Source organism: Bradyrhizobium cenepequi (assembly GCF_020329485.1).
Lineage (GTDB): Bacteria > Pseudomonadota > Alphaproteobacteria > Rhizobiales > Xanthobacteraceae > Bradyrhizobium > Bradyrhizobium cenepequi.
Genome location: NZ_JAGKJI010000013.1, coordinates 82,274 through 106,673 on the forward strand (window position 1 = coordinate 82,274; position 24,400 = coordinate 106,673).

Annotated in this window: 20 protein-coding genes; 16 read left to right on the top strand and 4 right to left on the bottom strand. The window is 64.4% G+C overall.

The window, feature by feature from the left end:
• Window positions 1-65: 65 nt before the first annotated feature.
• Both obgE and J6497_RS16490 read right to left on the bottom strand, forming a co-directional pair.
• Window positions 66-1,106, bottom strand: a complete 1,041-nt coding sequence (gene obgE / locus J6497_RS16485; RefSeq protein WP_225705320.1) for a GTPase ObgE — start codon at window positions 1,104-1,106, stop codon at window positions 66-68.
• A 169-nt stretch (window positions 1,107-1,275) separates the two neighbouring features.
• On the bottom strand, window positions 1,276-4,080 hold the full coding sequence (locus tag J6497_RS16490) for a [protein-PII] uridylyltransferase (RefSeq protein ID WP_225705321.1): 2,805 nt from the start codon (window positions 4,078-4,080) through the stop codon (window positions 1,276-1,278).
• A gap of 194 nt (window positions 4,081-4,274) precedes the next feature.
• Between J6497_RS16490 and J6497_RS16495 the strand changes: the two genes are divergently transcribed.
• The 5 genes from J6497_RS16495 to J6497_RS16515 all read left to right on the top strand — a co-directional run bounded on the left by J6497_RS16495 (window position 4,275) and on the right by J6497_RS16515 (window position 8,607).
• Complete coding sequence (locus J6497_RS16495) at window positions 4,275-5,249, top strand: aliphatic sulfonate ABC transporter substrate-binding protein (protein WP_225705322.1); 975 nt, start codon at window positions 4,275-4,277, stop codon at window positions 5,247-5,249.
• A gap of 82 nt (window positions 5,250-5,331) precedes the next feature.
• Window positions 5,332-6,177, top strand: a complete 846-nt coding sequence (locus J6497_RS16500) for an ABC transporter permease (protein WP_225705383.1) — start codon at window positions 5,332-5,334, stop codon at window positions 6,175-6,177.
• Window positions 6,177-6,962 (top strand): ABC transporter ATP-binding protein, encoded by a 786-nt coding sequence (locus tag J6497_RS16505; RefSeq protein WP_225705323.1) that lies wholly within the window; start codon window positions 6,177-6,179, stop codon window positions 6,960-6,962. The genes J6497_RS16500 and J6497_RS16505 overlap by 1 nt, the downstream gene beginning before the upstream one ends.
• Before the next feature lie 154 nt (window positions 6,963-7,116).
• Window positions 7,117-7,626, top strand: a complete 510-nt coding sequence (locus tag J6497_RS16510) for an OsmC family protein (RefSeq protein WP_225705324.1) — start codon at window positions 7,117-7,119, stop codon at window positions 7,624-7,626.
• Between the two features lie 180 nt (window positions 7,627-7,806).
• Complete coding sequence (locus tag J6497_RS16515; protein WP_225705325.1) at window positions 7,807-8,607, top strand: hypothetical protein; 801 nt, start codon at window positions 7,807-7,809, stop codon at window positions 8,605-8,607.
• 119 nt (window positions 8,608-8,726) lie between these two features.
• Here J6497_RS16515 and mutS read toward each other — a convergent pair whose 3' ends face one another.
• Complete coding sequence (gene mutS, locus J6497_RS16520; protein WP_225705326.1) at window positions 8,727-11,456, bottom strand: DNA mismatch repair protein MutS; 2,730 nt, start codon at window positions 11,454-11,456, stop codon at window positions 8,727-8,729.
• Window positions 11,457-11,655: 199 nt separating this feature from the next.
• Here mutS and pcaF point away from each other — a divergent pair, with 199 nt between their 5' ends.
• The 3 genes from pcaF to pcaG all read left to right on the top strand — a co-directional run bounded on the left by pcaF (window position 11,656) and on the right by pcaG (window position 14,410).
• Window positions 11,656-12,864, top strand: a complete 1,209-nt coding sequence (gene pcaF, locus J6497_RS16525; protein WP_225705327.1) for a 3-oxoadipyl-CoA thiolase — start codon at window positions 11,656-11,658, stop codon at window positions 12,862-12,864.
• Window positions 12,865-13,103: 239 nt separating this feature from the next.
• Window positions 13,104-13,808 (top strand): protocatechuate 3,4-dioxygenase subunit beta, encoded by a 705-nt coding sequence (pcaH, locus tag J6497_RS16530; protein WP_225705328.1) that lies wholly within the window; start codon window positions 13,104-13,106, stop codon window positions 13,806-13,808.
• Complete coding sequence (gene pcaG / locus J6497_RS16535) at window positions 13,805-14,410, top strand: protocatechuate 3,4-dioxygenase subunit alpha (protein WP_225705329.1); 606 nt, start codon at window positions 13,805-13,807, stop codon at window positions 14,408-14,410. Before pcaH ends, pcaG begins: the two co-directional genes overlap by 4 nt.
• 131 nt (window positions 14,411-14,541) lie before the next feature.
• On the opposite strand, the gene J6497_RS16540 is transcribed toward pcaG, so the two are convergent.
• A complete protein-coding gene (locus J6497_RS16540; RefSeq protein ID WP_225705330.1) occupies window positions 14,542-15,468 on the bottom strand; it encodes a LysR family transcriptional regulator in 927 nt (308 codons plus the stop codon).
• 154 nt (window positions 15,469-15,622) lie between these two features.
• Between J6497_RS16540 and J6497_RS16545 the strand changes: the two genes are divergently transcribed.
• The 8 genes from J6497_RS16545 (at window position 15,623) to J6497_RS16580 (ending at window position 24,360) form a co-directional block, all read left to right on the top strand.
• Window positions 15,623-16,660 carry a class 1 fructose-bisphosphatase gene (locus J6497_RS16545; RefSeq protein WP_376708219.1) on the top strand — a complete coding sequence of 346 codons (1,038 nt, stop codon included), beginning with the start codon at window positions 15,623-15,625 and terminating at the stop codon, window positions 16,658-16,660.
• An 11-nt stretch (window positions 16,661-16,671) separates the two neighbouring features.
• Window positions 16,672-17,547: a phosphoribulokinase gene (locus J6497_RS16550; RefSeq protein WP_225705331.1), complete on the top strand. Its 876-nt coding sequence runs from the start codon at window positions 16,672-16,674 to the stop codon at window positions 17,545-17,547.
• The gene (tkt, locus tag J6497_RS16555; RefSeq protein WP_225705332.1) at window positions 17,544-19,568 is read left to right on the top strand and encodes a transketolase; all 2,025 of its coding nucleotides are present in this window, start codon (window positions 17,544-17,546) and stop codon (window positions 19,566-19,568) included. The genes J6497_RS16550 and tkt overlap by 4 nt, the downstream gene beginning before the upstream one ends.
• A gap of 2 nt (window positions 19,569-19,570) precedes the next feature.
• On the top strand, window positions 19,571-20,653 hold the full coding sequence (gene fba, locus J6497_RS16560; RefSeq protein WP_225705333.1) for a class II fructose-bisphosphate aldolase: 1,083 nt from the start codon (window positions 19,571-19,573) through the stop codon (window positions 20,651-20,653).
• A gap of 31 nt (window positions 20,654-20,684) precedes the next feature.
• The gene (locus J6497_RS16565) at window positions 20,685-22,145 is read left to right on the top strand and encodes a form I ribulose bisphosphate carboxylase large subunit (RefSeq protein WP_225705334.1); all 1,461 of its coding nucleotides are present in this window, start codon (window positions 20,685-20,687) and stop codon (window positions 22,143-22,145) included.
• A 12-nt stretch (window positions 22,146-22,157) separates the two neighbouring features.
• On the top strand, window positions 22,158-22,583 hold the full coding sequence (locus J6497_RS16570; protein ID WP_225705335.1) for a ribulose bisphosphate carboxylase small subunit: 426 nt from the start codon (window positions 22,158-22,160) through the stop codon (window positions 22,581-22,583).
• Between the two features lie 107 nt (window positions 22,584-22,690).
• Window positions 22,691-23,614, top strand: coding sequence for a CbbX protein (gene cbbX, locus J6497_RS16575; RefSeq protein ID WP_225705336.1), 924 nt, complete (start codon window positions 22,691-22,693; stop codon window positions 23,612-23,614).
• On the top strand, window positions 23,611-24,360 hold the full coding sequence (locus tag J6497_RS16580; protein WP_225705337.1) for an HAD-IA family hydrolase: 750 nt from the start codon (window positions 23,611-23,613) through the stop codon (window positions 24,358-24,360). Before cbbX ends, J6497_RS16580 begins: the two co-directional genes overlap by 4 nt.
• The last annotated feature ends 40 nt before the right edge of the window (window positions 24,361-24,400 follow it).

The following is a 24,400-nucleotide window of genomic DNA, read 5'->3' on the forward strand; positions in this document are numbered from 1 at the left end:
GTGTTTTCTTGATGATCGAATGCTGCGCTATCGGGGCGCCGCTGGCAAGCGTGCGCCTGCGTGGCTTACGCCGTCCACGGCTCGATTTCGGCGGCGCTCTTGGCCTTGCTCGACACCGGCGCTTCGCCGATCACCTCGACCAGCGTCTTCAACGCTTCCGGCACGCCCTCGCCGGTGGCGGCGGAGAGCAGCAGCGGGGTCTTCTTCGCCGCACGCTTCAGCCGGTCCTTCTGTTTCTTCAATTCGTCCGGCGCGACTGCGTCGATCTTGTTCAGCGCGACGATCTCGATCTTCTCGGCAAGATGGCCCTCGTAGGCCTCGAGTTCGGTGCGCACAGTCTTGTAGGCCTTGCCGGCATGCTCGCAGGTGGCGTCGATCAGGTGCAACAGCACCCGGCAGCGTTCGACATGGCCCAAGAAGCGGTCACCGAGGCCGGCGCCCTCGTGCGCGCCCTCGATCAGCCCGGGGATGTCGGCGAGCACGAATTCGCGGCCCTGCGCACTGACGACCCCGAGCTGCGGGTGCAACGTGGTGAAGGGATAGTCCGCAATCTTCGGCTTGGCGGCGCTGACCACCGAGAGGAAGGTCGATTTGCCGGCGTTCGGCAGGCCGACCAGGCCCGCATCCGCGATCAGTTTCAAGCGGAGCCAGATCCAGCGCTCCTCGCCGGGCAGGCCGGGGTTGGCGTTGCGCGGGGCGCGGTTGGTGGACGACTTGAAATGCGCATTGCCGAAACCGCCATTGCCGCCTTCGGCCAGCACGAATTTCTCGCCGAGCTTGGTGAAATCGTAGATCAGCGTCTCGCGGTCCTCGTCGAACACCTGGGTTCCCACCGGCACCTTCAGCACGATCGGCTTGCCGTTGGCGCCATGGCGGTCCTTGCCCATGCCATTGGTGCCCTTTTGCGCCTTAAAATGCTGCTGGTAGCGGTAATCGATCAGCGTGTTCAGCCCGTCGACCGCCTCGATGATGACGTCGCCGCCGCGGCCGCCATTGCCGCCGGAGGGGCCGCCGAACTCGATGAACTTCTCGCGCCGGAACGCAACGCAGCCGTTGCCGCCGTCGCCGGAGCGAATATAGACCTTTGCTTCATCGAGGAATTTCATGGGTCTACCATAGCGTTTTCGAGCGACGTGGATACCGGTTCGCGTCAAGAAAACGCGTCAAAGACAAAGCCTAGAGCCTTGGTTTACCGAGGCTCTAGGTAAGGCAGGGGGCCGGATGCGGCAACCCTGTTACATCACGGAAACCTGCGAGAAGCCTTAATTCTTGGAACTACGCCGCCGGCTGGGCGGCGGCGTTTTCGTCCGCGAGCAGGTGCAACAGCGCGCTCTTGATCGCGGCCTGCCGGGTCGGCGCGGTGATCTGCGCGCCCAGGAGGTCGGTGACGTAGAACACGTCGCGGGCGCGCTCGCCGAAGGTCGCGACATGGGCGGAGGCGATATTGAGGTTGAGCTTCGAGATGGCGGTGGTGAGTTGATAGAGCAGGCCGGGGCGGTCGAGACCGGACACCTCGATCACGGTGTAGCGGTCCGACCACTGGTTGTTGATTGTCACTTCCGGCTCGACGGTGAACGCCTTTACCTTATTGCCGCTGCTGCGATGGACGGCGCGGCGCGCCATCGCCTCGGGCAGACGCAATTTGCCTTCCAGCACATCCTCGATCATCTCGCCGATCCGGGTGGCGCGGCGGCCTTCATCCTCGTCGCGGTCGTATTCGCGGGAGATCGCGATGGTGTCGAGCGCGCGGCCATCGGTCGTGGTGTAGATCTGGGCATCGACGATATTGCCGCCCGCGGACGCACAGGCGCCGGCGATGATCGACAGCAGCCAGGGATGGTCGGTCGCCCAGATCGTCAGTTCGGTGACGCCGCGCGCCTCGTCGAACCCGACATTGATCGCAAGCTTATGCCCGGCCTGCTCACTGGCGCGGATGAACCGCGCCTGGCGGATCTTGCGCGGCAGTTCGACCTTAAGCCAGTAAGCTGGATAGTGCCGTTCGATATAGGCGTTGAGCTCCGCTTCGGGCCACTCGGTGAAGGCGTCGCGGAATTCGGCCTGCGCCATCGCGATGCGGCGGGCGCGGTTCACTTCCGAGAAGCCGCCGGTCAGGACCGGCTCGGTCTCGTAATAGAGCGTGCGCAGGAGCTGCGCCTTCCAGCCGTTCCAGACGCCGGGGCCGACGCCGCGGATGTCAGCGGTGGTGAGGATCGTCAGCAGCTTCATCTGCTCGACCGATTGCACGACGGCGGCGAAATTCTCGATGGTCTTGCGGTCGGAGAGATCGCGCGACTGGGCGACCGTCGACATCGTCAGATGCTCCTCGATCAGCCATGCGACGAGCTCGGTGTCGGCGTTGCTGAAGCCGAGCCGGGGGCATAGCCGCCGCGCCACCTTCGCGCCGGCGATCGAATGATCTTCGGGCCGGCCCTTGGCGATATCGTGCAAAAGGGTCGCGATATACAGCACCGGACGATGCTCGGGCCGGATCTTGCGAAACAGGTCACTGGCAACAATGAACTCGTCATTGCCGCCGCGCTCGATCTCCTGCAGGAAGCCGATGCAGCGGATCAGGTGCTCGTCCACCGTGTAGTGGTGATACATGTTGAACTGCATCATCGAGACGATCTTGCCGAAAGCGCGGATGAAGTGACCGAGCACGCCGGTTTCGTTCATTCGCCGCAGCACGATCTCGGCATTGTCTGATGTCAGGATTTCCATGAACAGCCGGTTGGCTTCCGCGTCTTCGCGAAGCTGCGTGTTCACGAGCTTCAGCGAGCGCGTCACCGTGCGCATCGCGTCGGGATGGAAGGCGAGGTTGTTCTTCTGCGCCAGGCGGAAGATGCGGATCAGGTTGACCGGATCGTGCTTGAACACGTCGGGCGCGGCCAGGTTGATGCGGTTGTTGTCGACGATGAAGTCGTCGCTCTCGGGCACGCGTCGCTTGGTGCCGCCCGGCCGCAAGCGCGCCACAACGCGGCTCAGCACCGGAGCCGGCTTCTTCTGCTCCTCTTCCAGCTTGGCGCATAGGATCGCGGTGAGGTCGCCGACGTCCTTGGCGATCAGGAAGTAGTGCTTCATGAAGCGCTCGACGTCCTGCATGCCGGGATGCGAGGTGTAGCCGAGCCTGATCGCGATCTCGCGCTGGACGTCGAAGGACAGCCGCTCCTCGGCGCGGCCGGCGAAGAAATGGATATTGCAGCGGACCGACCACAGGAAATCGGCGCAGCGGCGGAAGGTGCGATATTCCTGCGCGTCGAACACGCCGCGTTCGAGCAGCTCGTCAGTCTGGCGCACGCGGTAGACGTATTTTGCGATCCAGAACAGCGTGTGCAGGTCGCGCAGACCGCCTTTGCCGTCCTTGACGTTGGGCTCGACCAGGTAGCGCGACTGTCCCGCGCGGCGGTGCCGCTCCTCGCGTTCGGCGAGTTTGGCGGTGACGAATTCGGCCGCGGTGCCCTGCACGACGTCCTTGTCGAAGCGCTCGACCAGCTCGTCATAGAGCGGCCGGTCGCCGGTCAGGAACCGCGTCTCCAGGATCGCCGTGCGGATCGTCATATCGCCGCGCGCCTGTCGGATCGATTCATCGACCGAGCGGGTGGCGTGGCCGACCTTCAGTCCCATGTCCCACAGGCAATAAAGGATCGCTTCGGCGACCTGCTCGCCCCAGGCGGTCTGCTTGTAGGGCAGGATGAAGAGCAGATCGATGTCCGACTCCGGCGCCATCAGGCCGCGGCCGTAGCCGCCGGTGGCGACGACAGCCATGCGCTCCTCGCCGGAGGGGATCGGCGAGTAGTAGAGATGCTTGGTCGCCGCCGCATACAGGATGCGGATGATCTCGTCCTGCACGAAGCAGAGCCGCTCCGCGCAGCGCCGGCCGTGGCGGTCCTTGAGCAGCACCGCCTGCGCCGTCGCCCGCGCGGCGATCAGTTCCGCCTTGAGCAGTTGCGCCATGGCCGAGCGGAATTGGTCCTCGCGGCCCGCGTGTTTCTCGGCGAGTGCGTCGACCGCGGCGGTGATCCGCGCAGTATCGAAACTTTCATCCACTTCCGGGCGGGGTTCGGCCACGACACTATCCATGGTCTATCCCGATAAAGGACCGCGCCTGCACTGTCACGGGACATTGTGGCCCTGTGATCGCTCTGTGCTGAATTCCAGCTGATTTGAGCAAAGTCATTCTCGCATTGCCGCCTTCAGGGTGCGGATTTTCTCATTGACCTTCCGACCTAACTCATTGAGATAAAATGACGTTTTTCATCACCTGGAGGCTGAGGATGGTCCGGATTTCACGGCGCGCTATGGCTGCGATGATTGCAGGTCTAGCGCTTGCGCCCGCGGCAGGTTTTGCGGCGGAGCCGCCGAAGGAGATACGCATCGATTGGGCGACCTACAATCCGGTCTCGCTGGTCCTGAAGCAGAAGGGGCTCCTGGAAAAGGAGTTCGCCAAGGACGGCATCAGCATCGTCTGGGTGCAATCCGCCGGCTCCAACAAGGCGCTCGAATTCCTCAATGCGGGCTCGATCGATTTCGGCTCGACAGCGGGCTCGGCCGCGCTGGTCGCCAAGATCAACGGCAACCCGATCAGGTCGATCTATGTCTATTCGCGTCCTGAATGGACTGCGCTGGTCACGGGCAAGGACTCCAAGATTGCCTCGGTCGCCGACCTCAAGGGCAAGCGCGTCGCGGTGACCCGCGGCACTGACCCCCACATCTTCCTGGTCCGTGCGCTGCTCGATGCCGGCCTCTCCGAAAAGGACATCACGCCGGTGCTGTTGCAGCACGCCGACGGCAAGACCGCGCTGATCCGCGGCGACGTGGACGCCTGGGCTGGCCTGGATCCGATGATGGCGCAGGCGGAAGTCGAGGACGGTGCAAAACTGTTCTTCCGCAAGGCGGACGCCAACACCTGGGGTATCCTCAATGTGCGCGAGCAGTTTTTGAAGGATCATCCCGACATCGTCCGCCGCGTGCTCGCGGTTTACGAAGATGCGCGCAAATATTCGCTCGCAAACTACGATGACCTGAAGAAGACCTTCATTGCCGTGACGAAGCTGCCGGAGGCCGTGGTCGACAAGCAGCTCAAGGAGCGCACCGAGTTGACCCACAGCCGGATCGGCGCCCCGCAGCGCGATTCGATCCTCGCCGCAGGGCTTGCGCTGCAGCAGGCCGGCGTGGTCGACGCCAAGGTCGACGTGAAGGCGGCGTTGAACTCGCTGATCGACGACCAGGTCCCGCTGCCGACGAACTGATCGCTAAACCCTCCCCTGCCTTTCAGGGGAGGGTGGCATCCCACCTTGCAATTCGGCGCGGGAAAGGGTTCTTGCCGTGGCCATGACCATCGAAGCGCCAGTGCTGGAACGACCCGACGCCGCCGTGCCGTCTGCGGCATCGGCGCGCCTGTCGCGTTTTGCGCGGCCGGCGCTGGGGCTGCTTTTACCTGTCGGCCTCGCTCTCGGCTGGGAGCTTGCGGTTTGGCTCGGTTATTCCAACGGCCGGCTGGTGCCGCCACCCACCAAAGTCTTCGCCACGATCGTGGAACTCGCAAAAAGCGGTGAGCTGTCGCGGCACATCATCACGACGCTCTCCCGCGTCGCCGCGGGCTTTGGGCTTGGCGTCGTCGCCGGCACGCTGCTCGGCGCTGTCTCCGGCTATTGGGGGGTGGCGCGGCGGCTGCTCGATCCGACCGTGCAGGCGCTTCGCGCGATCCCCTCGATCGCCTGGGTGCCGCTGTTTATCCTTTGGCTCGGCATTTTTGAAACTTCGAAGGTTGCCCTCATCGCGGTCGGCGTGTTCTTCCCGGTCTATCTCGGCGTGATGGGCGCGATCCACTCGGTCGATCGCAAGATCGTCGAGGTCGGCCGCATCTTCCGCCTCTCCGGCCCTGCGATGATCCGCCGTATCCTCTTGCCGGCGATGTTGCCGGCTTATGTGGTAGCGCTTCGTGTCGGCCTTGGTCTGGGCTGGATGTTCGTGGTTGCCGCCGAGTTCATGGGCGCCTCCGAAGGGCTTGGCTATCTCCTGATCGATGGCCAGCAGCTCGGGAAGCCGGCGCAGATCGTCGCCGCGATCGTGATCTTCGCGATCCTCGGCAAGACCACCGACTGGCTGATTGAGCTCGCTACCGCGCCGCTCTTGCGCTGGCAGGATGCCTTCGGCCGCGAGCGTGGAGCCGCCTGATGCTCGCGCTCGACAGGGTCGGCAAGACCTATCCCAACAGGGTCCATGCGCTTTCGCGCTTCTCCGCCGAGATCAGGCCGGGCGAGATAGTCGCCATCATCGGCGGTTCCGGTTGCGGCAAGTCGACGCTGCTCCGCGCCATCGCGGGGCTTGATCGCGCCACATCAGGCACGGTGACGCTCGATGGCGCCACCATCACCGCGCCGCACGCCAAGATCGGCATCATCTTCCAGGAGCCGCGGCTGCTGCCCTGGCTTAGCGTCGCCGACAATATCGGTTTCGGACTTTCGGACCTGCCAGCCGATGCGCGACGTGAGAAGGTAACCCGCGCGCTGGCCCGCGTCGGCCTCGCTGACAAGGCCAACGCCTGGCCGCGCGAGCTTTCCGGCGGGCAGGCGCAGCGGGTGGCAATCGCGCGTGCCTTGGTGCCGCAGCCGGAAGTGCTGCTCTTGGACGAGCCGTTCTCCGCGCTCGATGCCTTCACCCGGCGCGACCTGCAGGATCATCTGCTCGACCTCTGGGCCGACACAAGACCGACGCTGATCCTGGTGACGCATGACGTCGACGAGGCCGTGGTGCTGGCGGACCGCGTGCTGGTGATGCGGCCGCGGCCGGGCCGGCTGTTCGAGGAGATCGCGATCAATCTGGCGCGGCCGCGTGACCGCAACTCGCTGCATTTCGACAATTTCAAGCGCCGCGTGCTCACCGCGCTCGACCGCTCGCTCGATCGCAACGTGCCCGACAGCGAGGCGGCCGCGAACGCCGGCGAGGCGATGTGGTGGTGACAGCACCGCGCTCAGGGAGTACATCGAAGGCGAGAGCGTTTTCGAGCGAAGTGGAGGCCGGTTCGCGTGAAGAAAACGCGTCAAAACAAAGAGCAAGAGTCTTATCGCTTCCGATCAGAAGCGATAAGACTCTAGAACATCCGGGAGAACAACAATGGACGCCACCGAGCTCCGCGCGCTGCAAGCCCCGATCAAGGAACGCTACAAGGCTGATCCCTCCGCCGCCGTCATCACGCTGAAAGCCAAAGGCTCGATCGAGAACGAAGGCATCGCCTGCAAGGTCGAGACCGGCCGCGCGCTCGCGGTCGCCGGCCTCCATCCGGCAACCGGCGGCTCCGGACTGGAACTGTGCTCCGGCGACATGCTGCTAGAAGCGCTGGTCGCGTGCGCCGGCGTGACGCTCAAGTCGGTGGCGACTGCGATCGAAGTGCCGCTGCGGAGCGGCAACGTCTTAGCCGAAGGCGATCTCGATTTCCGCGGCACGCTCGGCGTCGACAAGGAGGCTCCGGTTGGGTTTGCCGAGATTCGCCTGCGCTTCGAGGTCGACACCGACGCACCGCAGGACAAGCTCGACCTCTTGCTCAAGCTCACCGAACGCTATTGCGTGGTCTACCAGACCATCAGGCACGGCCCGCAGGTCGCGGTCTCGATGAAACGAGTGTGATGCTTTCTTTCCACCTCTCCCATGGGGAGAGGTCGCGCCGAAGGCGCGGGTGAGGGGTTTCGCTCCCTCGAGGGACCTGAAACCCTCACCCGATTTGCTGCGCAAATCGACCTCTCCCTATGGGAGAGGTGAAAGCGGCCGTCGCTGCACTGATCCGGCAAAAAATTCTTCTCGCGCCCGATGTCCCCCGAATTCATCTTCCTGCTGACGCTGCTATTGCGCATGGCGATCACGGCAGCGTTTGTCGTGACCGCCTCGATCATCACCGAGCGTTCGGGGCCGATGATCGGCGCGCTGGTGGCGACGCTGCCGATCTCGGCGGGACCATCCTATGTCTTCCTCGCGCTCGACCATGATGCAGCCTTCATCGCCGAGGGTGCGCTCGCAAGCCTGCCGATCAATGCGGCGACCATCTATCTCGGCTTGACTTATGTCGTGCTGGCCCAGCGCCATAGTGCGCTGCTCAGCACGACCGCGGCAGTCGCGGTATGGCTTGCGCTCGCGACCATCTTTCGCCAGTTTCAGTGGACGCTTGCCGCAGGGCTGATCGTAAACGTCATCACCTTCGCGATCTGCGTGCCGCTGTTGCAGCGTTATCGCCATGTGAAGAAGATGCCGCTGATCACGCGCCGCTGGTACGACATCCCGCTGCGCGCCTCGCTGGTCGCGACATTGGTCGCGATCGTGGTGACGTCCTCAGGCTGGGTCGGCCCGCAGGTCAGCGGCATCATCGCGCTGTTTCCGGTCGTGTTCACCTCGATGATGCTGATCCTGCATCCGCGCATCGGCGGTCCGCCGACCGCTGCCGTGATCGCCAACGGCGCCTGGGGCCTGATGGGGTTTGGAATTGCGATCGCCGTGTTGCACCTCGCTGCGCTGCAGTTCGGCTCAGCGATCGGCTTGAGTCTCGCGCTCGCCACCTGCGTGACCTGGAATCTCGGCCTGTGGTGGCGCGGGCGGCGACAAGTGCGCGTCGGTTAGTTTCGTCATTGCTTTGGCAGGATGCCTAGGGTGGGCAAAGGCGCGTCAGCGCCGTGCCACCATCCACGTTTTGCTGGCGATGGTGGGCACGCTGCGCTTTGCCTACCCTACAGCAGTCGTTACTGCTTCGGCAGTTTCGCTTTCAGTGCGTAGAGTGCCTCCAGCGCCTCGCGCGGCGACATCTCGTCGGGATGCAGTGCCTTCACTGCTTCCATCAAAAGCTCCGCTTCACTCGGCGGCGCGGCCTCTGCGGCGGCGCGTGAGGGGACGGCGAACAGCGGGAGGTCGTCGACCAAAGCGCGTGCGGTCTGGCCGCGGTCCTGCGCCTCCAGTTTCGCCAGCACCGACTTTGCGCGGCTGATCACGGCCGGCGGCAGGCCTGCGAGCTTTGCCACCTGGATGCCGTAGGAGCGATCCGCCGAGCCCGGCAGCACCTCGTGCAGGAACACGACGTTGCCCTGCCATTCCTTCACCCGCACCGTGGCATTGAACAGCCGCGGCAGTTTTGCCGACAGCGCGGTGAGCTCGTGATAGTGCGTTGCGAACAGTGTGCGGCAGCGGTTGTTCTCATGCAGATGCTCGATCGCGGCCCAGGCGATCGACAGGCCGTCGAAGGTTGCCGTGCCGCGGCCGATTTCGTCGAGGATGACCAGCGACCGTTCGCTTGCCTGGTTGAGGATCGCGGCGGTCTCGACCATCTCGACCATGAAGGTCGAGCGCCCCCGCGCCAGATCGTCAGCAGCACCGACGCGGGAGAACAGGCGGTCGATGATGCCGATCCGCGCCCGCGAGGTCGGCACATAGCTTCCGATCTGCGCCAGCAGCGCAATCAGCGCATTCTGGCGCAGGAAGGTCGACTTGCCGGCCATGTTCGGACCGGTGAGCAGCCAGATCTGTCCGGATTTCTGCGCCGGTCCTGGCGACAGATCGCAGGCATTGGCGATGAACGGCTGGCCGTTGCGCTTCAACGCCTGCTCGACCACGGGATGGCGGCCGCCTTCGATCGCAAAGCCAAGGGAATGATCAACCTCGGGCCGCACGTAGTTCTCGTCGACTGCGAGCTTTGCCAGCGCAGTCGCGACATCGAGCAACGCAAAAGCATGCGCGGCGGCGCGCAAATCATCGCTTGCCGCAAGCGCCATGGCGCAGAGCCGGTCGAAGATCTCGAGTTCGAGGTTGAGCGCGCGGTCTCCGGCATTGGCAATCTTGGCTTCGATCTCGCCGAGCTCCGATGTGGTGAAGCGGATCTGGCCGGCGAGCGTCTGGCGATGGATGAAAGTCGCGTTCAAGGGCGGCGTCATCAATTTGTCGCCGTGCTGCGCGGTCACCTCGACGAAATAGCCGAGCACATTGTTGTGCCGAATCTTGAGCCCCTTGACGCCGGTGTCCTCGGCATAGCGCGCCTGCATCGAAGCGACGACGAGGCGTGAGGCGTCACGCAGGTTTCGGCTCTCGTCGAGCGCAGCCTCATAGCCCTCGCGGACAAAGCCGCCGTCGCGCTTGATGAGCGGCAATTGCTCGGCGAGGGCGCGCTCGAACTCGCGCGCCAGCTCGCGCGAAGGACGCCGCAGCGCCTCCATCATGGCCACGACTTCGGTCGGTGGCTGATCGAGCTGCGCCAGCCGCGCCAGCGCCTGATCGGCGGCGAGGACGCCGTCACGGAGGCCTGCGAGATCGCGCGGGCCGCCGCGGCCGACCGAGAGCCGAGCTAGCGCGCGGGACATGTCGGGCGCTGCGCGCAGCACGCTACGGATATCCTCGCGCGCAGCACTATCCGCGACGAAGGCCGCGATCGCATCGAGCCGCCGCGTGATTGCGGCGCTGTCGGTGAGCGGCGCCGCGAGCCGCTGCGCCAGCAGGCGCGAGCCGGCGGCGGTCACCGTGCAATCGATCGCATCGAGCAGCGAGCCGCGGCGTTCGCCGGCGAGCGTGCGCGTCAATTCGAGATTGGCGCGGGTCGCAGGATCGATCGCCATGGTGGTGCCGACCGCCTCGCGCGCGGGCGGCGACAGCGGCGGCCGTCTCCCCACCTGCGTGCGGTCGATATAGGTGACGGCGGCCGCAGCCGCAGTCGCTTCCAGCCGCGACATCGCGGCAAGGCCGTCCATGGTCGCGACCGCGAAATAGTCGCACAGCCGCCGCTCGGCGGTGGCACCATCGAAGACGTCTCGGGTGAGCGGCGTCACCGCCGGCAATTCGCGCAAGTGTGCCCCGAACTCGACGTCGTTGTAGAGCGCGTCGGTGACAATGGCTTCATTCGGATTGATGCGCGCCAGCGTTGCCGGCAACTCAGCCGACGAGCATTCCGTCACCATGAATTCGGAGGTCGAGATATCGATCCAGGCAAGCCCGATGCGGTCACCGCCGGACGAGCCGCGGGCGCGGGCGATCGCCAGCAGGTAGTTGTTGGTGCGGGCATCGAGCAGCGTGTCTTCGGTCAGCGTGCCCGGCGTCACCAGCCGCACGACGTCGCGCTTCACCACGCTCTTGTTGCCGCGGGCGCGCGCCGCCGCCGGATCCTCGCTCTGCTCGCACACGGCGACGCGATGTCCTGCCGCGATCAGCCGGTGCAGATAGTCCTCGGCGCGTTCCACCGGCACGCCGCACATCGGGATGTCCATACCCTGATGCTTGCCGCGCTTGGTCAGCACGATGCCGAGCGCCTTCGAGGCGATCTCGGCGTCCTCGAAGAACAATTCGTAAAAGTCGCCCATCCGGTAGAACAGGAGCAGGCCCTGATTGGCGGCCTTGATCTCGAGGTACTGTTCCATCATCGGCGTGATGCGCGTAGGCGCCTCCGCATTCGACGTCGCCTCGGGTGGAACAGGGATTGGCTGCTGGACGGTCATGAGGGGGCGGAAACTACAAAATTTCGTCTGCCCGTCCCACCGCTTTGCCCGAGATGGAGGGGTTTTCCACTCTCTCCACGCTGTGAGAGCGGGCGAGGGGCGCGTTCCCGTCAATTGACCTCTTGCCGGCCCGCTCCTAAAACTCGCCATCAATCCAAGCCTCTAACGCCCAAGTCCGCGGCAATCAGGGAGAGAATCGATGCGTGATGTGTTTATTTGCGATGCCGTCCGGACCCCGATCGGCCGCTTCGGCGGATCCCTCGCCAAGGTGCGCACTGACGATCTCGCCGCCACCCCGATCAAGGCGCTGATGGCCAAGCATCCGAATCTCGATTGGTCGCAGGTGGATGAGGTCTTTTTCGGCTGCGCCAACCAGGCTGGTGAAGACAACCGCAACATTGCGCGCATGGCACTGCTGCTCGCGGGCATGCCTGATACGGTTCCCGGCCAGACGCTGAACCGGCTCTGCGCCTCCGGTCTCGACGCGGTCGGCGCCGCGGGCCGCGCCATACGTGCCGGCGAGATTGATTTCGCGATCGCCGGCGGGGTCGAATCGATGACGCGGGCGCCATTCGTGATGGGCAAGGCGGCGGAGGCATTCTCGCGCTCGGCTGAAATCTTCGACACCACCATCGGCTGGCGCTTCATCAATCCGTTGATGAAAGCGCAATACGGCGTCGATTCGATGCCGGAGACGGGCGAGAACGTCGCCGAGGAATTCCAGGTCTCGCGCGCCGACCAGGATGCGTTCGCGATCCGCTCGCAGCAGCGCGCGGGTGCGGCGATCGCGGCCGGCTATTTCGCCGAGGAGATCACGCCGGTCACTGCGCCGGGCGGCAAGGCGGGCCCGATTACCGTCGACAAGGATGAGCATCCGCGTCCGGAGACGACGCTGGAAGGCCTCGCCAAGCTCAAGCCAATTGTGCGCAATCCCGGCACGGTGACCGCCGGCAACGCCTCTGGCGTCAATGACGGCGCCGCCGCCATGATCCTGGCGTCCGAGGCCGCCGTGAAGAAGCACGGGTTGACGCCGCGGGCGCGCATCCTCGGGCTTGCGTCCGCCGCGGTGCCGCCGCGCATCATGGGAATCGGCCCGGTGCCTGCGACGCGCAAATTGATGGAGCGGCTCGGCCTCAAGATCACTGATTTCGATCTGATCGAGCTCAATGAAGCCTTCGCCTCGCAAGGGATAGCCTGCCTGCGTCAGCTCGGGGTCAAGGAGGATGCCGACTTCGTGAACCCGCATGGTGGCGCGATCGCGCTCGGCCATCCCTTAGGGATGAGCGGCGCGCGGCTTGCCTTGACCGCCGTGCATGGCATGGAGAAGCGAGGCGCAAAGCTTGCCTTGGCAACCATGTGCGTCGGCGTCGGCCAGGGCGTCGCTGCAGCGATCGAGAAGTTGAACTAAGTGCTTGACCCTCATGGTGAGGAGGCGCGAAGCGGCGTCTCCGGACGATGCTTAGCATCGCCGGGCGAACCATGAGGCCCGGACCGTGGCCTCATCCTTCGAGACGCGCGTGCCGCGCTCCTCCGGATGAGGAGAGAGAGGTAACCCGGAAGAGCAAAACAGCGCTTTTCCGGGTTAGTTATATCCTATAATGATCTGGCGGAAGGCTCGCCGGCAAAGGCGCCAGGGAGGAAATCATCATGACCTTGCTCTATCCGCTGCAATCGCTTGCGGCGCATCCACCGCGGCTGTCGCCGGCCTATCGCTCGACGGTCAAGCGTGCGCCCTCGAAGCCGCTGATCCCGATGCGGCACACGCTCTCGGAACTGACCGGCCCGGTCTATGGCCACGAGACCGTACGCGAGAATGACAATGACCTCACCATCCAGCACAAGGGCGAGCCGCTCGGCGAGCGCATCATCGTGCACGGCCATGTACTCGACGAGGATGGCCGCGGTGTGCCCAGCGCGCTGGTCGAACTGTGGCAGGCCAATGCCTGCGGCCGCTACATCCATGTCGTTGACCAGCATCCGGCGCCGCTCGATCCGAACTTCACCGGCGCCGGCCGCGTGCAGACCGATGCGAGCGGCTATTACAGGTTCATCACCATCAAGCCCGGCGCTTACCCTTGGGGCAATCACCACAACGCCTGGCGCCCGGCCCACATCCATTTCTCGGTGTTCGGCCATTCCTTTATCTCGCGCCTGGTGACGCAGATGTATTTCCCGGGCGATCCCCTGTTTCCGTTCGATCCGATCTTCAACTCGGTGACGGACGAGAGGGCGCGGGCGCGGATGATCTCCTCGTTCGATCTGGAGAACACCCAGCCGGAATGGGCGCTGTGCTACCGTTTCAACATTGTCCTGCGCGGCAGGAACGCGACGCCGATGGAGAATAAGCAGTGAGCGAGCAGCGGCCGGACGGCATCACGCCATCGCAGACGGTCGGCCCGTATTTCAAATACGGTCTGACGCCGAACGGCGAATACGCGTGGAACGACGCCTTCAGCAACAACCTCGTCACACCGGACGTCTCCGGCGCGCGCATCCGCGTCGAGGGCGTCGTTTATGACGGCGATGGCGTGCCGGTGCCGGACTGCATGCTGGAGATCTGGCAGGCCGACGCGCAGGGCCGGTTCTCCGACCCGCAGGATGCCCGCGCGCTGCCGAACAATTCCTTCAAGGGGTTTGGCCGCATCGGCACCGACGCCAAGGGCGGCTATGCCTTCGACACCATCAAGCCGGGGCAGGTCGCCGATCCCGACGACAAGCCGCAGGCGCCGCACATCGTGCTCGCGGTGTTCGCGCGCGGCATGCTCTTGCATCTCTACACCCGGATTTATTTCGACGACGAGGAGGCCAACGCCACCGATCCCGTGCTGGCGCTGGTGCCGGCCGATCGCCGCGCGACACTGATCGCCCAGCGCAAGGCCGGTGCGACCAATCCGAGCTACGTGCTCGACGTCCACCTGCAAGGCGACAACGAGACGGTGTTCTTCGAGGTGTGAGATTGCACCGCGGCGTTCTCTCTCGTCATGGCCGGGCTTGACCCGGCCATCCATCTTCAATGAGTCGTTTGCGAAAATGGATGGATACGCGGGTCAAGCCCGCGTATGACAGCGCCTGTTGCGCGGCTGCCTCACCGCACATTCGGCAAATAGCGCGATCCCTCCTTTCCCAGGAAATCCAGCATTGCCTGCGCCGGCGGCAGCAGGATCTTGTCGGCGCGGCGGATCGCGTGCCATTGGCGCATCACCGGCAGGCCTGCGACTTTGAGCATCACCAGCCGGCGTTCCTCCAATTCGTGGAACACCGTGTGCTGGGAGATGAAGGCGATGCCGAGCCCGGCCATCACGGCCTGCTTGATGGTCTCGTTGCTGTCCATGGCCATACCGACCATCGGCTCGATCCGGTGGTTCTGAAAGAACTGCTCCATCAGCATCCGCGTGCCGGAGCCATTCTCTCGGGTAATGAAGGTCTCGCCAGCGAGGTCGGCAGCGGCGACGCGCTTCTTTCCATTGAGCCGATGATCGGCGGCGGCGATGATCACATGCGGATGCCTGCCCAGCGGGCGCATCTCGACCTCGATGTCCGCTGGCGGCTGCCCCATCACGGCGATATCGAGATCGTAGCCGCGCAGCGCGTCGCGGATATCCTCGCGGTTGCCGATCCTGAGCGTCACGTCGATTTTCGGGAAGCGCTGCGAGAATGCCGCGATCGCGAACGGCACGAAATATTTCGCGGTGCTAACCGCGCCCATCGCGACGCGTCCGCCGCTCTTGCCCGCGATCATGTCGAGCGACTGTTCGCAGTCGGCGAGCGCCGATTCGATGCGCTCGACCAGCGCGAGAACGGTGCGGCCGGCGTCGGTCAGCGCCATGCCGTCGCCGGTGCGCTGGATCAGCGGCAGGCCGGCGAGCTCCTGCAGATTGCGAAGCTGCAGGGTGACCGCCGGCTGGGTGAGGTTGAGCCGGTTCGCCGCGCCCGTGATCGAGCCCGCTGCGTGCACGAAAGCCAGCGCACGGAGCTGACGAATGGTGAGGTCGCGCGAGAAATGTCCCGGCATTGGCGCCTCCATAAGAAATACTTCGGTCACACTTAAGATATTAAAATTTCACTAATCCGGCAATTCGCGCGTTGATAGTGGCGACAGCGACTCCAGCCCGGAGCCGCGTCAAGCAAGGCCCCGTCGAGAGGGCAGGGTGAATGGGAGAGCGGCCTTGGATCATCTTCCTGCATTGCATGCCTATCTCGACGACCCCGCGCGTCAGGACACCGTCCGCGCCGCAGCCGTCGCGGTCGTCGAAGCGCTCGCCGCAGCCGCGATCGAACTTGCAGGCATCATCGCCTCGGGGCCGCTGGTCGGCATCACCGGCCGGGATGGCGCGGTCAATCCCGACGGCGACATCCAAAGGGACATCGATGTTGTCGCAGATCAGCTGATGCGCGATGCACTGCGCACCGCGCCGGTCGCCGCCGTGCTCTCCGAGGAAGTAGAGCTGCCGGAGACGCTCGATGGCGAGGCGCCGCTCTGTGTCGCGATCGATCCGCTCGACGGTTCGGCCAATCTCCAGAACAACATCTCGATCGGCACCATCTTTTCGATCCGGCCCAAGGCGCGCGACATCCTGTCGACCTTCTTCGAACCCGGCACTGCGCAGATCGCTGCGGGCTTTTTCATCTATGGTCCGCAAACCGTGCTGGTGCTGGCGTTGGACCGGCGTGTCGATATCTTCACGCTGTATCCCCCGAGGCGCGAATTCGTGCTGACCAGGCGCGGCGTCCGGATTCCGCCTGACACGCCAGAGTTCGCCATCAACGCCTCCAACCGCCGGCACTGGAGCGGCGCGGTGCGCGGCTACATCGATGAATGCCTTGCTGGCGCCAATGGCGAGCGCGGCCGCGATTTCAACATGCGCTGGATCGGCTCGCTGGTGGCCGAAGCCTACCGCATCCTGGTCCGCGGCGGCGTGTTCCTCTATCCAGCCGATGCGCGCCCAGGCTACCGCGAGGGCCGCTTGCGCCTGCTCTATGAGGCCCATCCGATGGCGCTGATCATGGAATGTGCTGATGGCGCTGCCTCCAGCGGGCGAGCGCGCATCCTCGAGCTTTCGGCACGGACGCCGCACCAGCGGGTGCCCCTGATCATGGGATCGCCGCGCACGGTGCGCGACATCGATATCATCCATCAGGCGGTTGAGCCGCTGTTCGAAAATGCTGACGCGCCGCTCTTTGCGCGCCGCGGCCTGTTCCGCTGAGGAGGCACGTCATGTCGCGCTGGCACCCTATCATCTCGATCACTGGCTCTTCAGGAGCCGGCACGACGTCGGTCAAGAAGACGTTCGAGAACATCTTCCGCCGCGAGAACGTTGTCGCGGCCTATATCGAGGGCGATGCCTTTCATCGCTACGATCGCGCGGAAATGCGTCAGAAGATGCTGGAGGAGGCGGAGCGCGGCAACAAGCATTTCAGTCATTTCAGCCCCGAAACCAATTTGTTCGAGGAACTGGAGAAACTGTTCCGTGACTACAGCGAGTCCGGCACCGGAACGACGCGTCATTACATCCACGACGCTGAGGAAGCGAAGCTTTACGACGCCCAGCCCGGCACCTTCACCCAATGGGAGCCGCTGCAGGAAAGTTCGGATCTGCTGTTCTATGAGGGTCTGCATGGCGCCGTCGTCACTGATAAAGTGAACGTGGCGCAATACGCCGACCTCAAGATCGGCGTCGTTCCCGTCATCAATCTGGAGTGGATCCAGAAGCTGCATCGCGATCGCAGCCATCGCGGCTACTCCAAGGAAGCCGTGACCGACACGATCCTGCGCCGCATGCCGGATTACGTGAACTACATCTGCCCGCAGTTCTCCGAAACCGACATCAACTTCCAGCGCGTGCCGACGGTCGACACGTCGAATCCGTTCATCGCGCGCTGGATCCCGACGCCGGACGAATCGATGGTCGTGATCCGGCTGAAGAATCCGCGCGGCATCGATTTCCCCTATCTGCTTTCGATGATCCCGCACAGCTTCATGTCGCGCGCCAATTCGATCGTGATCCACGGCGCCAAGCTCGATCTGGCGATGCAGCTCATCCTCACCCCGCTGATCCTGCAACTGATGGAACGAAAGAGGCGAACGATATGACCGCACTTGCGTCTGTGGCCAGCCGCGCCGAAGTCAGCCATGCCGAGTTGGCGAACGCCATCCGCTTCCTCGCCATCGATGCCGTGGAGAAGGCGAAGTCCGGTCATCCCGGCATGCCGATGGGCATGGCCGATGTCGCGACCGTGCTGTTCTCGCGCTTCCTCAAATTCGACCCCGACGATCCGGCCTGGCCCGATCGCGATCGCTTCGTGCTCTCGGCCGGCCATGGCTCGATGCTGCTCTACGCGCTGCTGCATTTGACCGGCTATGAAGCGGTCACGCTCGACGAGCTCAAGGCCTTCCGCCAATGGGGATCGACGACGCCGGGGCATCCCGAATATGGCCACACGCCCGGCGTGGAGACGACCACCGGTCCGCTCGGGCAGGGCATTGCGACCGCGGTCGGCATGGCGCTCGCCGAGCGATTGATGAATGCCCGTTTTGGCGACGATCTCGTCGACCACTTCACTTACGTCATCGCCGGCGACGGCTGTCTGATGGAAGGCATCAGCCAGGAGGCAATCTCGCTCGCCGGGCATTTGCGGTTGAACCGGTTGATCGTGCTGTTCGACGACAACCGGATCTCGATCGATGGCGCGACCTCGCTGTCCTGTTCGGACCATCAGCTCGCGCGCTTCAGGGCATCCGGCTGGTTGGCATGCCGGATCGACGGCCATGATCCGCAAGCGATCACGAGGGCGATCGATGAAGCCAGGAGGAGCGACCTGCCGTCGCTGATCGCCTGCCAGACCGTGATCGGCTTCGGCGCGCCGAGCCGCCAAGGCAGCGAGAAGGTTCATGGTGCACCGCTCGGAGCGGAGGAGGTGGCCTGCACACGCGCCGCGCTCGGTTGGCGCTACGAGCCTTTTGAGATCCCGACGGCCGTGCTTACAGAATGGCGCGAGGTCGGCGCGCGCGGCCGCACCGCGCGCCGTGCCTGGATCGAGCGTTCTCGGCGCGCCTGCAACGGCGGCGGCAGGTCGCCGTTCCACGATGCGCTGAACAAGAAGCTGCCTGGCGCCTATGTCGAGGCAATGACGAAGCTGAAAGAGCGTTTCGAGCTCGAGCGTCCGAAGCTTGCGACGCGGCAGGCATCGCAGCAGGTGATCGATGCGATCGCCGAAGTGCTGCCGAACTTGCTCGGCGGCTCGGCGGACCTGACGCACTCCAATCTCACGCTGGCGAAGTCGCAAGTGCCGGTTCGCGCGGGCTGGCTGCACGGCAGCTATATCCATTACGGCATCCGCGAACATGCCATGGCGGCGGCGATGAACGGCATCGCGCTGCATGGCGGCTTCATCCCCTATGGCGGAACATTCCTCGCGTTCGCCGACTATAGCCGCCCTGCGATCCGGCTCGCCGCGCTGATGGGCATCCGCGTCATCCATGTCATGACGCACGATTCGATCGGGCTGGGCGAGGATGGTCCGACGCATCAGCCGGTCGAGCATCTCGCGGCGCTGCGGGCAATCCCTAATCTCCTGGTGTTCCGCCCCGCCGATCCGGTGGAGACAGCGGAAGCCTGGGATTGCGCGCTGAGGACAGAGACGTCGCCGTCGATTCTGTGTCTGTCGCGGCAGGCGCTGCCCGCCTTCCGCGATGCGACTGATACCAACTACGTTGTGCTTGGCGCCTATGTGGCGATCGAGCCGGACGGAGGCCGTGACGTCACGCTGATCGCGACCGGCTCGGAAGTATCGATCGCACTCGAAGCGGCGAAGTTGCTCGGAAGCGAGAATATCCGCGCTGCCGTCGTCTCCGCGCCGTGTTTCGATTTGTTCCGGAAACAGCCGCGCGACTACCAGACCAAGGTGCTGGGCAGTGCTCCACGCGTCGGCATCGAGGCTGCGGTCGAGGGTGACTGGGCGCGCTGGCTCGGCGACGACGGCGAGTTCGTCGGCATGAGCGGTTTCGGCGCCTCTGCGCCGGCCGACGTGCTCTACCGCGAGTTCGGCATCACGCCCGCCGCCGTCGCTGCCGCGGCGAAGCGCGTGATCCAGCGGGCAAACGAAGGGAGATAAGCATGGCGCGTATAACCCTGAGGCAACTATTGGATCATGCCGCCGAGCGCGGCTACGGCGTGCCGGCTTTCAACATCAACAATATGGAGCAGGGCCTTGCGATCATGGAGGCGGCGTCCTCCTGTGACGCGCCAGTCATCATCCAGGCTTCGCGCGGCGCGCGCGCTTACGCCAACGACATCATGCTTGCGAAGATGATCGATGCGCTCGAGGAGATGTATCCGGGCGTACCGCTCTGCCTGCATCTCGATCATGGCAATGAGGAATCCAGCTGCGCCACCGCGATCCGGTACGGCTTCACCTCTGTCATGATGGACGGCTCGCTGAAGGCCGACGCCAAGACCGCGGCCGACTATGACTACAATGTCGACATCACGCGACGCGTGGTCGAGATCGCGCACTGGGTCGGCGCCTCCGTCGAGGGCGAGCTTGGTGTACTCGGCTCGCTCGAGCATGGTGGCGGCGAGCAGGAAGATGGCCATGGCGTCGAAGGCAAGCTCGGCCACGATCAGCTGCTGACCGATCCCGACCAGGCGGTCGATTTCGTCCGTGCCACCAAGGTGGATGCGCTCGCGATCGCAATGGGCACCTCGCACGGCGCCTACAAGTTCACGCGGCGGCCCGATGGCGACATCCTCGCGATGCGCGTGGTGGAGGAGATCCATAAGCGGCTGCCGAATACGCATCTGGTAATGCACGGCTCGTCCTCGGTGCCGCAGCCATTGCAGGACATGTTCAACCAGTTCGGCGGCGAGATGCCGCAGACGTGGGGCGTGCCGGTCGAGGAGATCGTCCGCGGCATCAAGCACGGCGTGCGCAAGGTCAACATCGATACCGATTGCCGCCTCGCGATGGCGGCGGCCTTCCGCAAGGTCGCGAGCCAATCGAAAAGCGAATTCGATCCGCGCAAATTCCTGAAGCCGGCGATGGATGCGCTGCGCGACCTTTGCCGCGATCGGTTCGAGCAGTTCGGCACCGCGGGCAATGCTGCAAAGATCAAGGTGATCCCGCTGTCCGAGATGGCCAGGCGCTACCGTGCCGGCGCGCTCGATCCGCAGATTGGGGCGATGACCGAAGCAGCCTAAGGGACACGTCACGAAATTTCAGGAGGACCACATGAACTTTCAGTCGACGACCGTTCGCGGCAAGGATCGCTACAAGTCCGGCGTGATGGAATACAAGCGCATGGGCTACTGGGAGCCCGATTACCAGCCGAAGGACACTGACGTCATCGCGCTGTTCCGCGTCACCCCGCAGGACGGCGTCGATCCGACCGAAGCCTGCGCCGCGGTGGCCGGCGAATCCTCGACTGCGACCTGGACCGTGGTGTGGACCGATCGCCTGACGGCCGCGGAAAAATATCGCGCGAAATGCTACCGCGTCGATCCGGTGCCGAGTTCGCCCGGCAGCTATTTCGCCTACATCGCCTACGACCTCGATCTGTTCGAGCCGGGCTCGATCGCCAACCTGACCGCGTCGATCATTGGCAACGTGTTCGGATTCAAGCCGCTGAAGGCGCTGCGGCTCGAGGACATGCGGCTGCCGATCGCCTATGTGAAGACGTTCCAGGGACCGGCGACTGGCATCGTGGTCGAGCGCGAGCGGCTCGACAAGTTCGGCCGGCCATTGCTGGGCGCCACCGTCAAGCCGAAGCTCGGCCTCTCCGGCCGCAATTATGGCCGCGTCGTCTATGAGGCGCTGAAGGGCGGGCTCGACTTCACGAAGGACGACGAGAACATCAACTCGCAGCCGTTCATGCACTGGCGCGAGCGCTTCCTCTACTGCATGGAGGCGGTCAATCGCGCGCAGGCCGCGACCGGCGAGATCAAGGGCACCTATCTCAACGTCACCGCGGCGACGATGGAGGACATGTACGAGCGCGCGGATTTCGCCCGCGAGCTCGGCTCCGTCGTCATCATGATCGATCTCGTGATCGGCTACACCGCGATCCAGTCGATGGCGAAATGGGCACGCAAGAACGACATGATCCTGCATCTGCACCGCGCCGGCCATTCCACCTACACCCGGCAACGGTCGCACGGCGTCTCGTTCCGCGTCGTCGCCAAATGGATGCGGCTCGCGGGCGTGGATCACATTCACGCCGGCACTGTTGTCGGCAAGCTGGAGGGCGATCCGAACACGACGCGCGGCTATTACGATATCTGCCGCGAAGACTTCAATCCGATGCAGCTCCAGCACGGCGTATTCTTCGACCAGCATTGGGCCAGCCTTAACAAGCTGATGCCGGTGGCCTCGGGCGGCATCCATGCCGGCCAGATGCATCAGTTGCTCGACCTTTTGGGCGAGGATGTCGTGCTGCAATTCGGCGGCGGCACCATCGGTCACCCGCGAGGTATCCAGGCGGGTGCCACCGCCAACCGCGTCGCGCTGGAAGCGATGATCCTCGCCCGCAACGAGGGGCGCGACTACGTCCATGAAGGTCCGGAGATCCTGGCCAAGGCCGCGCAAAGCTGCACGCCGCTGCGTGAGGCGCTCGATGTCTGGAAGGACGTCACCTTCAACTACGAATCGACCGATGCCCCGGATTTCGTTCCGACGCCGAGCATCGCGGTCTGAAAGGAGCACATCATGCGCATAACCCAGGGCTGCTTCTCCTTCCTGCCCGATCTCACCGACGAGCAGATCACCGCGCAGGTCCAATACTGCCTGGACAAAGGCTGGGCCGTTAACATCGAGTTCACCGACGATCCGCATCCGCGCAACACTTATTGGGAGATGTGGGGCCTGCCGATGTTCGACCTGCCCGACGCCGCCGGCATCATGCGGGAGCTCGCCGAATGCCGGCGCGTCTATGGCGATCGTTATATTCGGATATCCGGCTTCGATTCGAGCCACGGATGGGAGTCCGTGCGCATCTCCTTCATCGTCAATCGCCCCAAGGACGAGCCCGGCTTCCGCCTCGACCGGCAGGAAGCCGTCGGCCGCAACCTCCGCTACTCGACGCACGCTTATGCGGTGGAGCGGCCTGAAGGCGAGCGCTACGCTGATCGTTAACCGCGTCCGGTCGAAGCCAGGCGGATGGCTCCCTCGGCCGACCTGGTCCGGATGCACTTCTCCGTCGTCGCTATCGCGGCGACGGAGCTTTTCGATACGAGAGGACAATGACGATAGCGAAAGAAAAAGAGCTCGAAGCCCCGCTGGAGACCGTCGATGTCAGGCGCGAATTCGCCGACCTCGGCATCGGCGCCGTGCTCGACCAGCTCGATTCCGAATTGATTGGTCTCGCGCCAGTGAAGACGCGCATCCGCGAGATCGCAGCGCTGCTGCTGGTCGAGCGCATCAGGCAGAAGATGGCGCTCGCCACCACTTTTCCGACCCTGCATATGTCCTTCACCGGCAATCCCGGCACCGGCAAGACGACGGTGGCGTTGCGTATGGCGAGCATCCTGCATCGGCTCGGCTTCGTGCGCCGCGGTCACGTCATCAGCGTCACCCGCGACGATCTGGTCGGGCAATATATTGGCCACACTGCGCCGAAGACCAAAGAAATATTGAAGAAGGCGATGGGCGGCGTGCTGTTCATCGATGAGGCCTATTACCTCTATCGCCCCGACAATGAGCGCGACTACGGCCAGGAGGCGATCGAGATCCTGTTGCAGATCATGGAGCAGCAGCGCGAGGATCTGGTCGTGATCCTCGCCGGCTACGGCGAGCGGATGGAAAAATTCTTCCAGAGCAATCCGGGCTTCCGTTCCCGCATCGCCCATCACATCGACTTTCCCGATTATTCGGATGTCGAGCTTCTGGCGATCGCGGAATTGATGCTGCAACAGCAGAACTACCGGCTTTCGTCGTCGGCGCGCGACGCCTTCATCCGCTACATCGCTGTGCGCAAGACCCAGCCGCTGTTCTCCAACGCGCGATCGATCCGCAATGCCTTGGACCGCATCCGGCTCCGCCAGGCCAACCGCATTGTCTCGCGGCTCGACCGGGTGCTGACGGCCGATGACGTGATGTCGATCGAGGCCGGCGACGTGCTGGCAAGCCGGGTATTCTCGAAAGGCGCGATGGACAAGGAAACATGAGCGAGGCGCTGACAGCCGTGCGGGGGGCAGCCTTCGGGGACCTCATCGCCCGCGCCCACGCCCTGATCTTCGATGTCGACGGCACGCTGGCCGAGACGGAGGAGGTGCACCGCCGCGCCTTCAACGATGCGTTCTTGCGCGCAGGCCTCAACTGGCACTGGGACCAGGCGACCTACGGGCAATTGCTGCGTGTCGCCGGTGGCAAGGAGCGCATCCGCGCCTTTGCCATGCGCAAGCGAACCATGCCCCTGCTATCCAATCGCGAGATCGCAGAGCTGCACCGGATCAAGACCGCACGTTATGCCGAACTGATCGCAGCGGGCGGCTGCCCGCTGCGGCCCGGTGTGGAAGCCTTGCTCCGGAGGGCACGACGTCGCAGCCAGCGGCTGGCGATCGCGACCACGACCTCGCGTGCCAATATCGATGCGCTGCTGTCGGTTGCGCTGGGCGACGACTGGGCCGAATGGTTCGAGGCGATCGTCGCGGGCGACGATGTGCCCGAGAAGAAGCCGGCGTCCGACGTCTATCTCATGATGCTGACGCGACTGTCGCTCCCCGCTTCCCGCTGCATCGCCATCGAGGACTCGCGCAACGGATTGCTGGCGGCCTCGCGCGCCGGCATTCCCGTGCTGTTCACCCGCAGCGCCTACTTCCGCGACGATGATTGCTCGGAGGCGCTGCTCGCCGTCGATGAACTGACCGAGATTGAGTTTGAGTGCGGTAGCCCGGGTGGAGCGCCAGCGTAACCCGGGGCCGCTCGCAAACGCGGGCGCAGGTGTCCTGGGT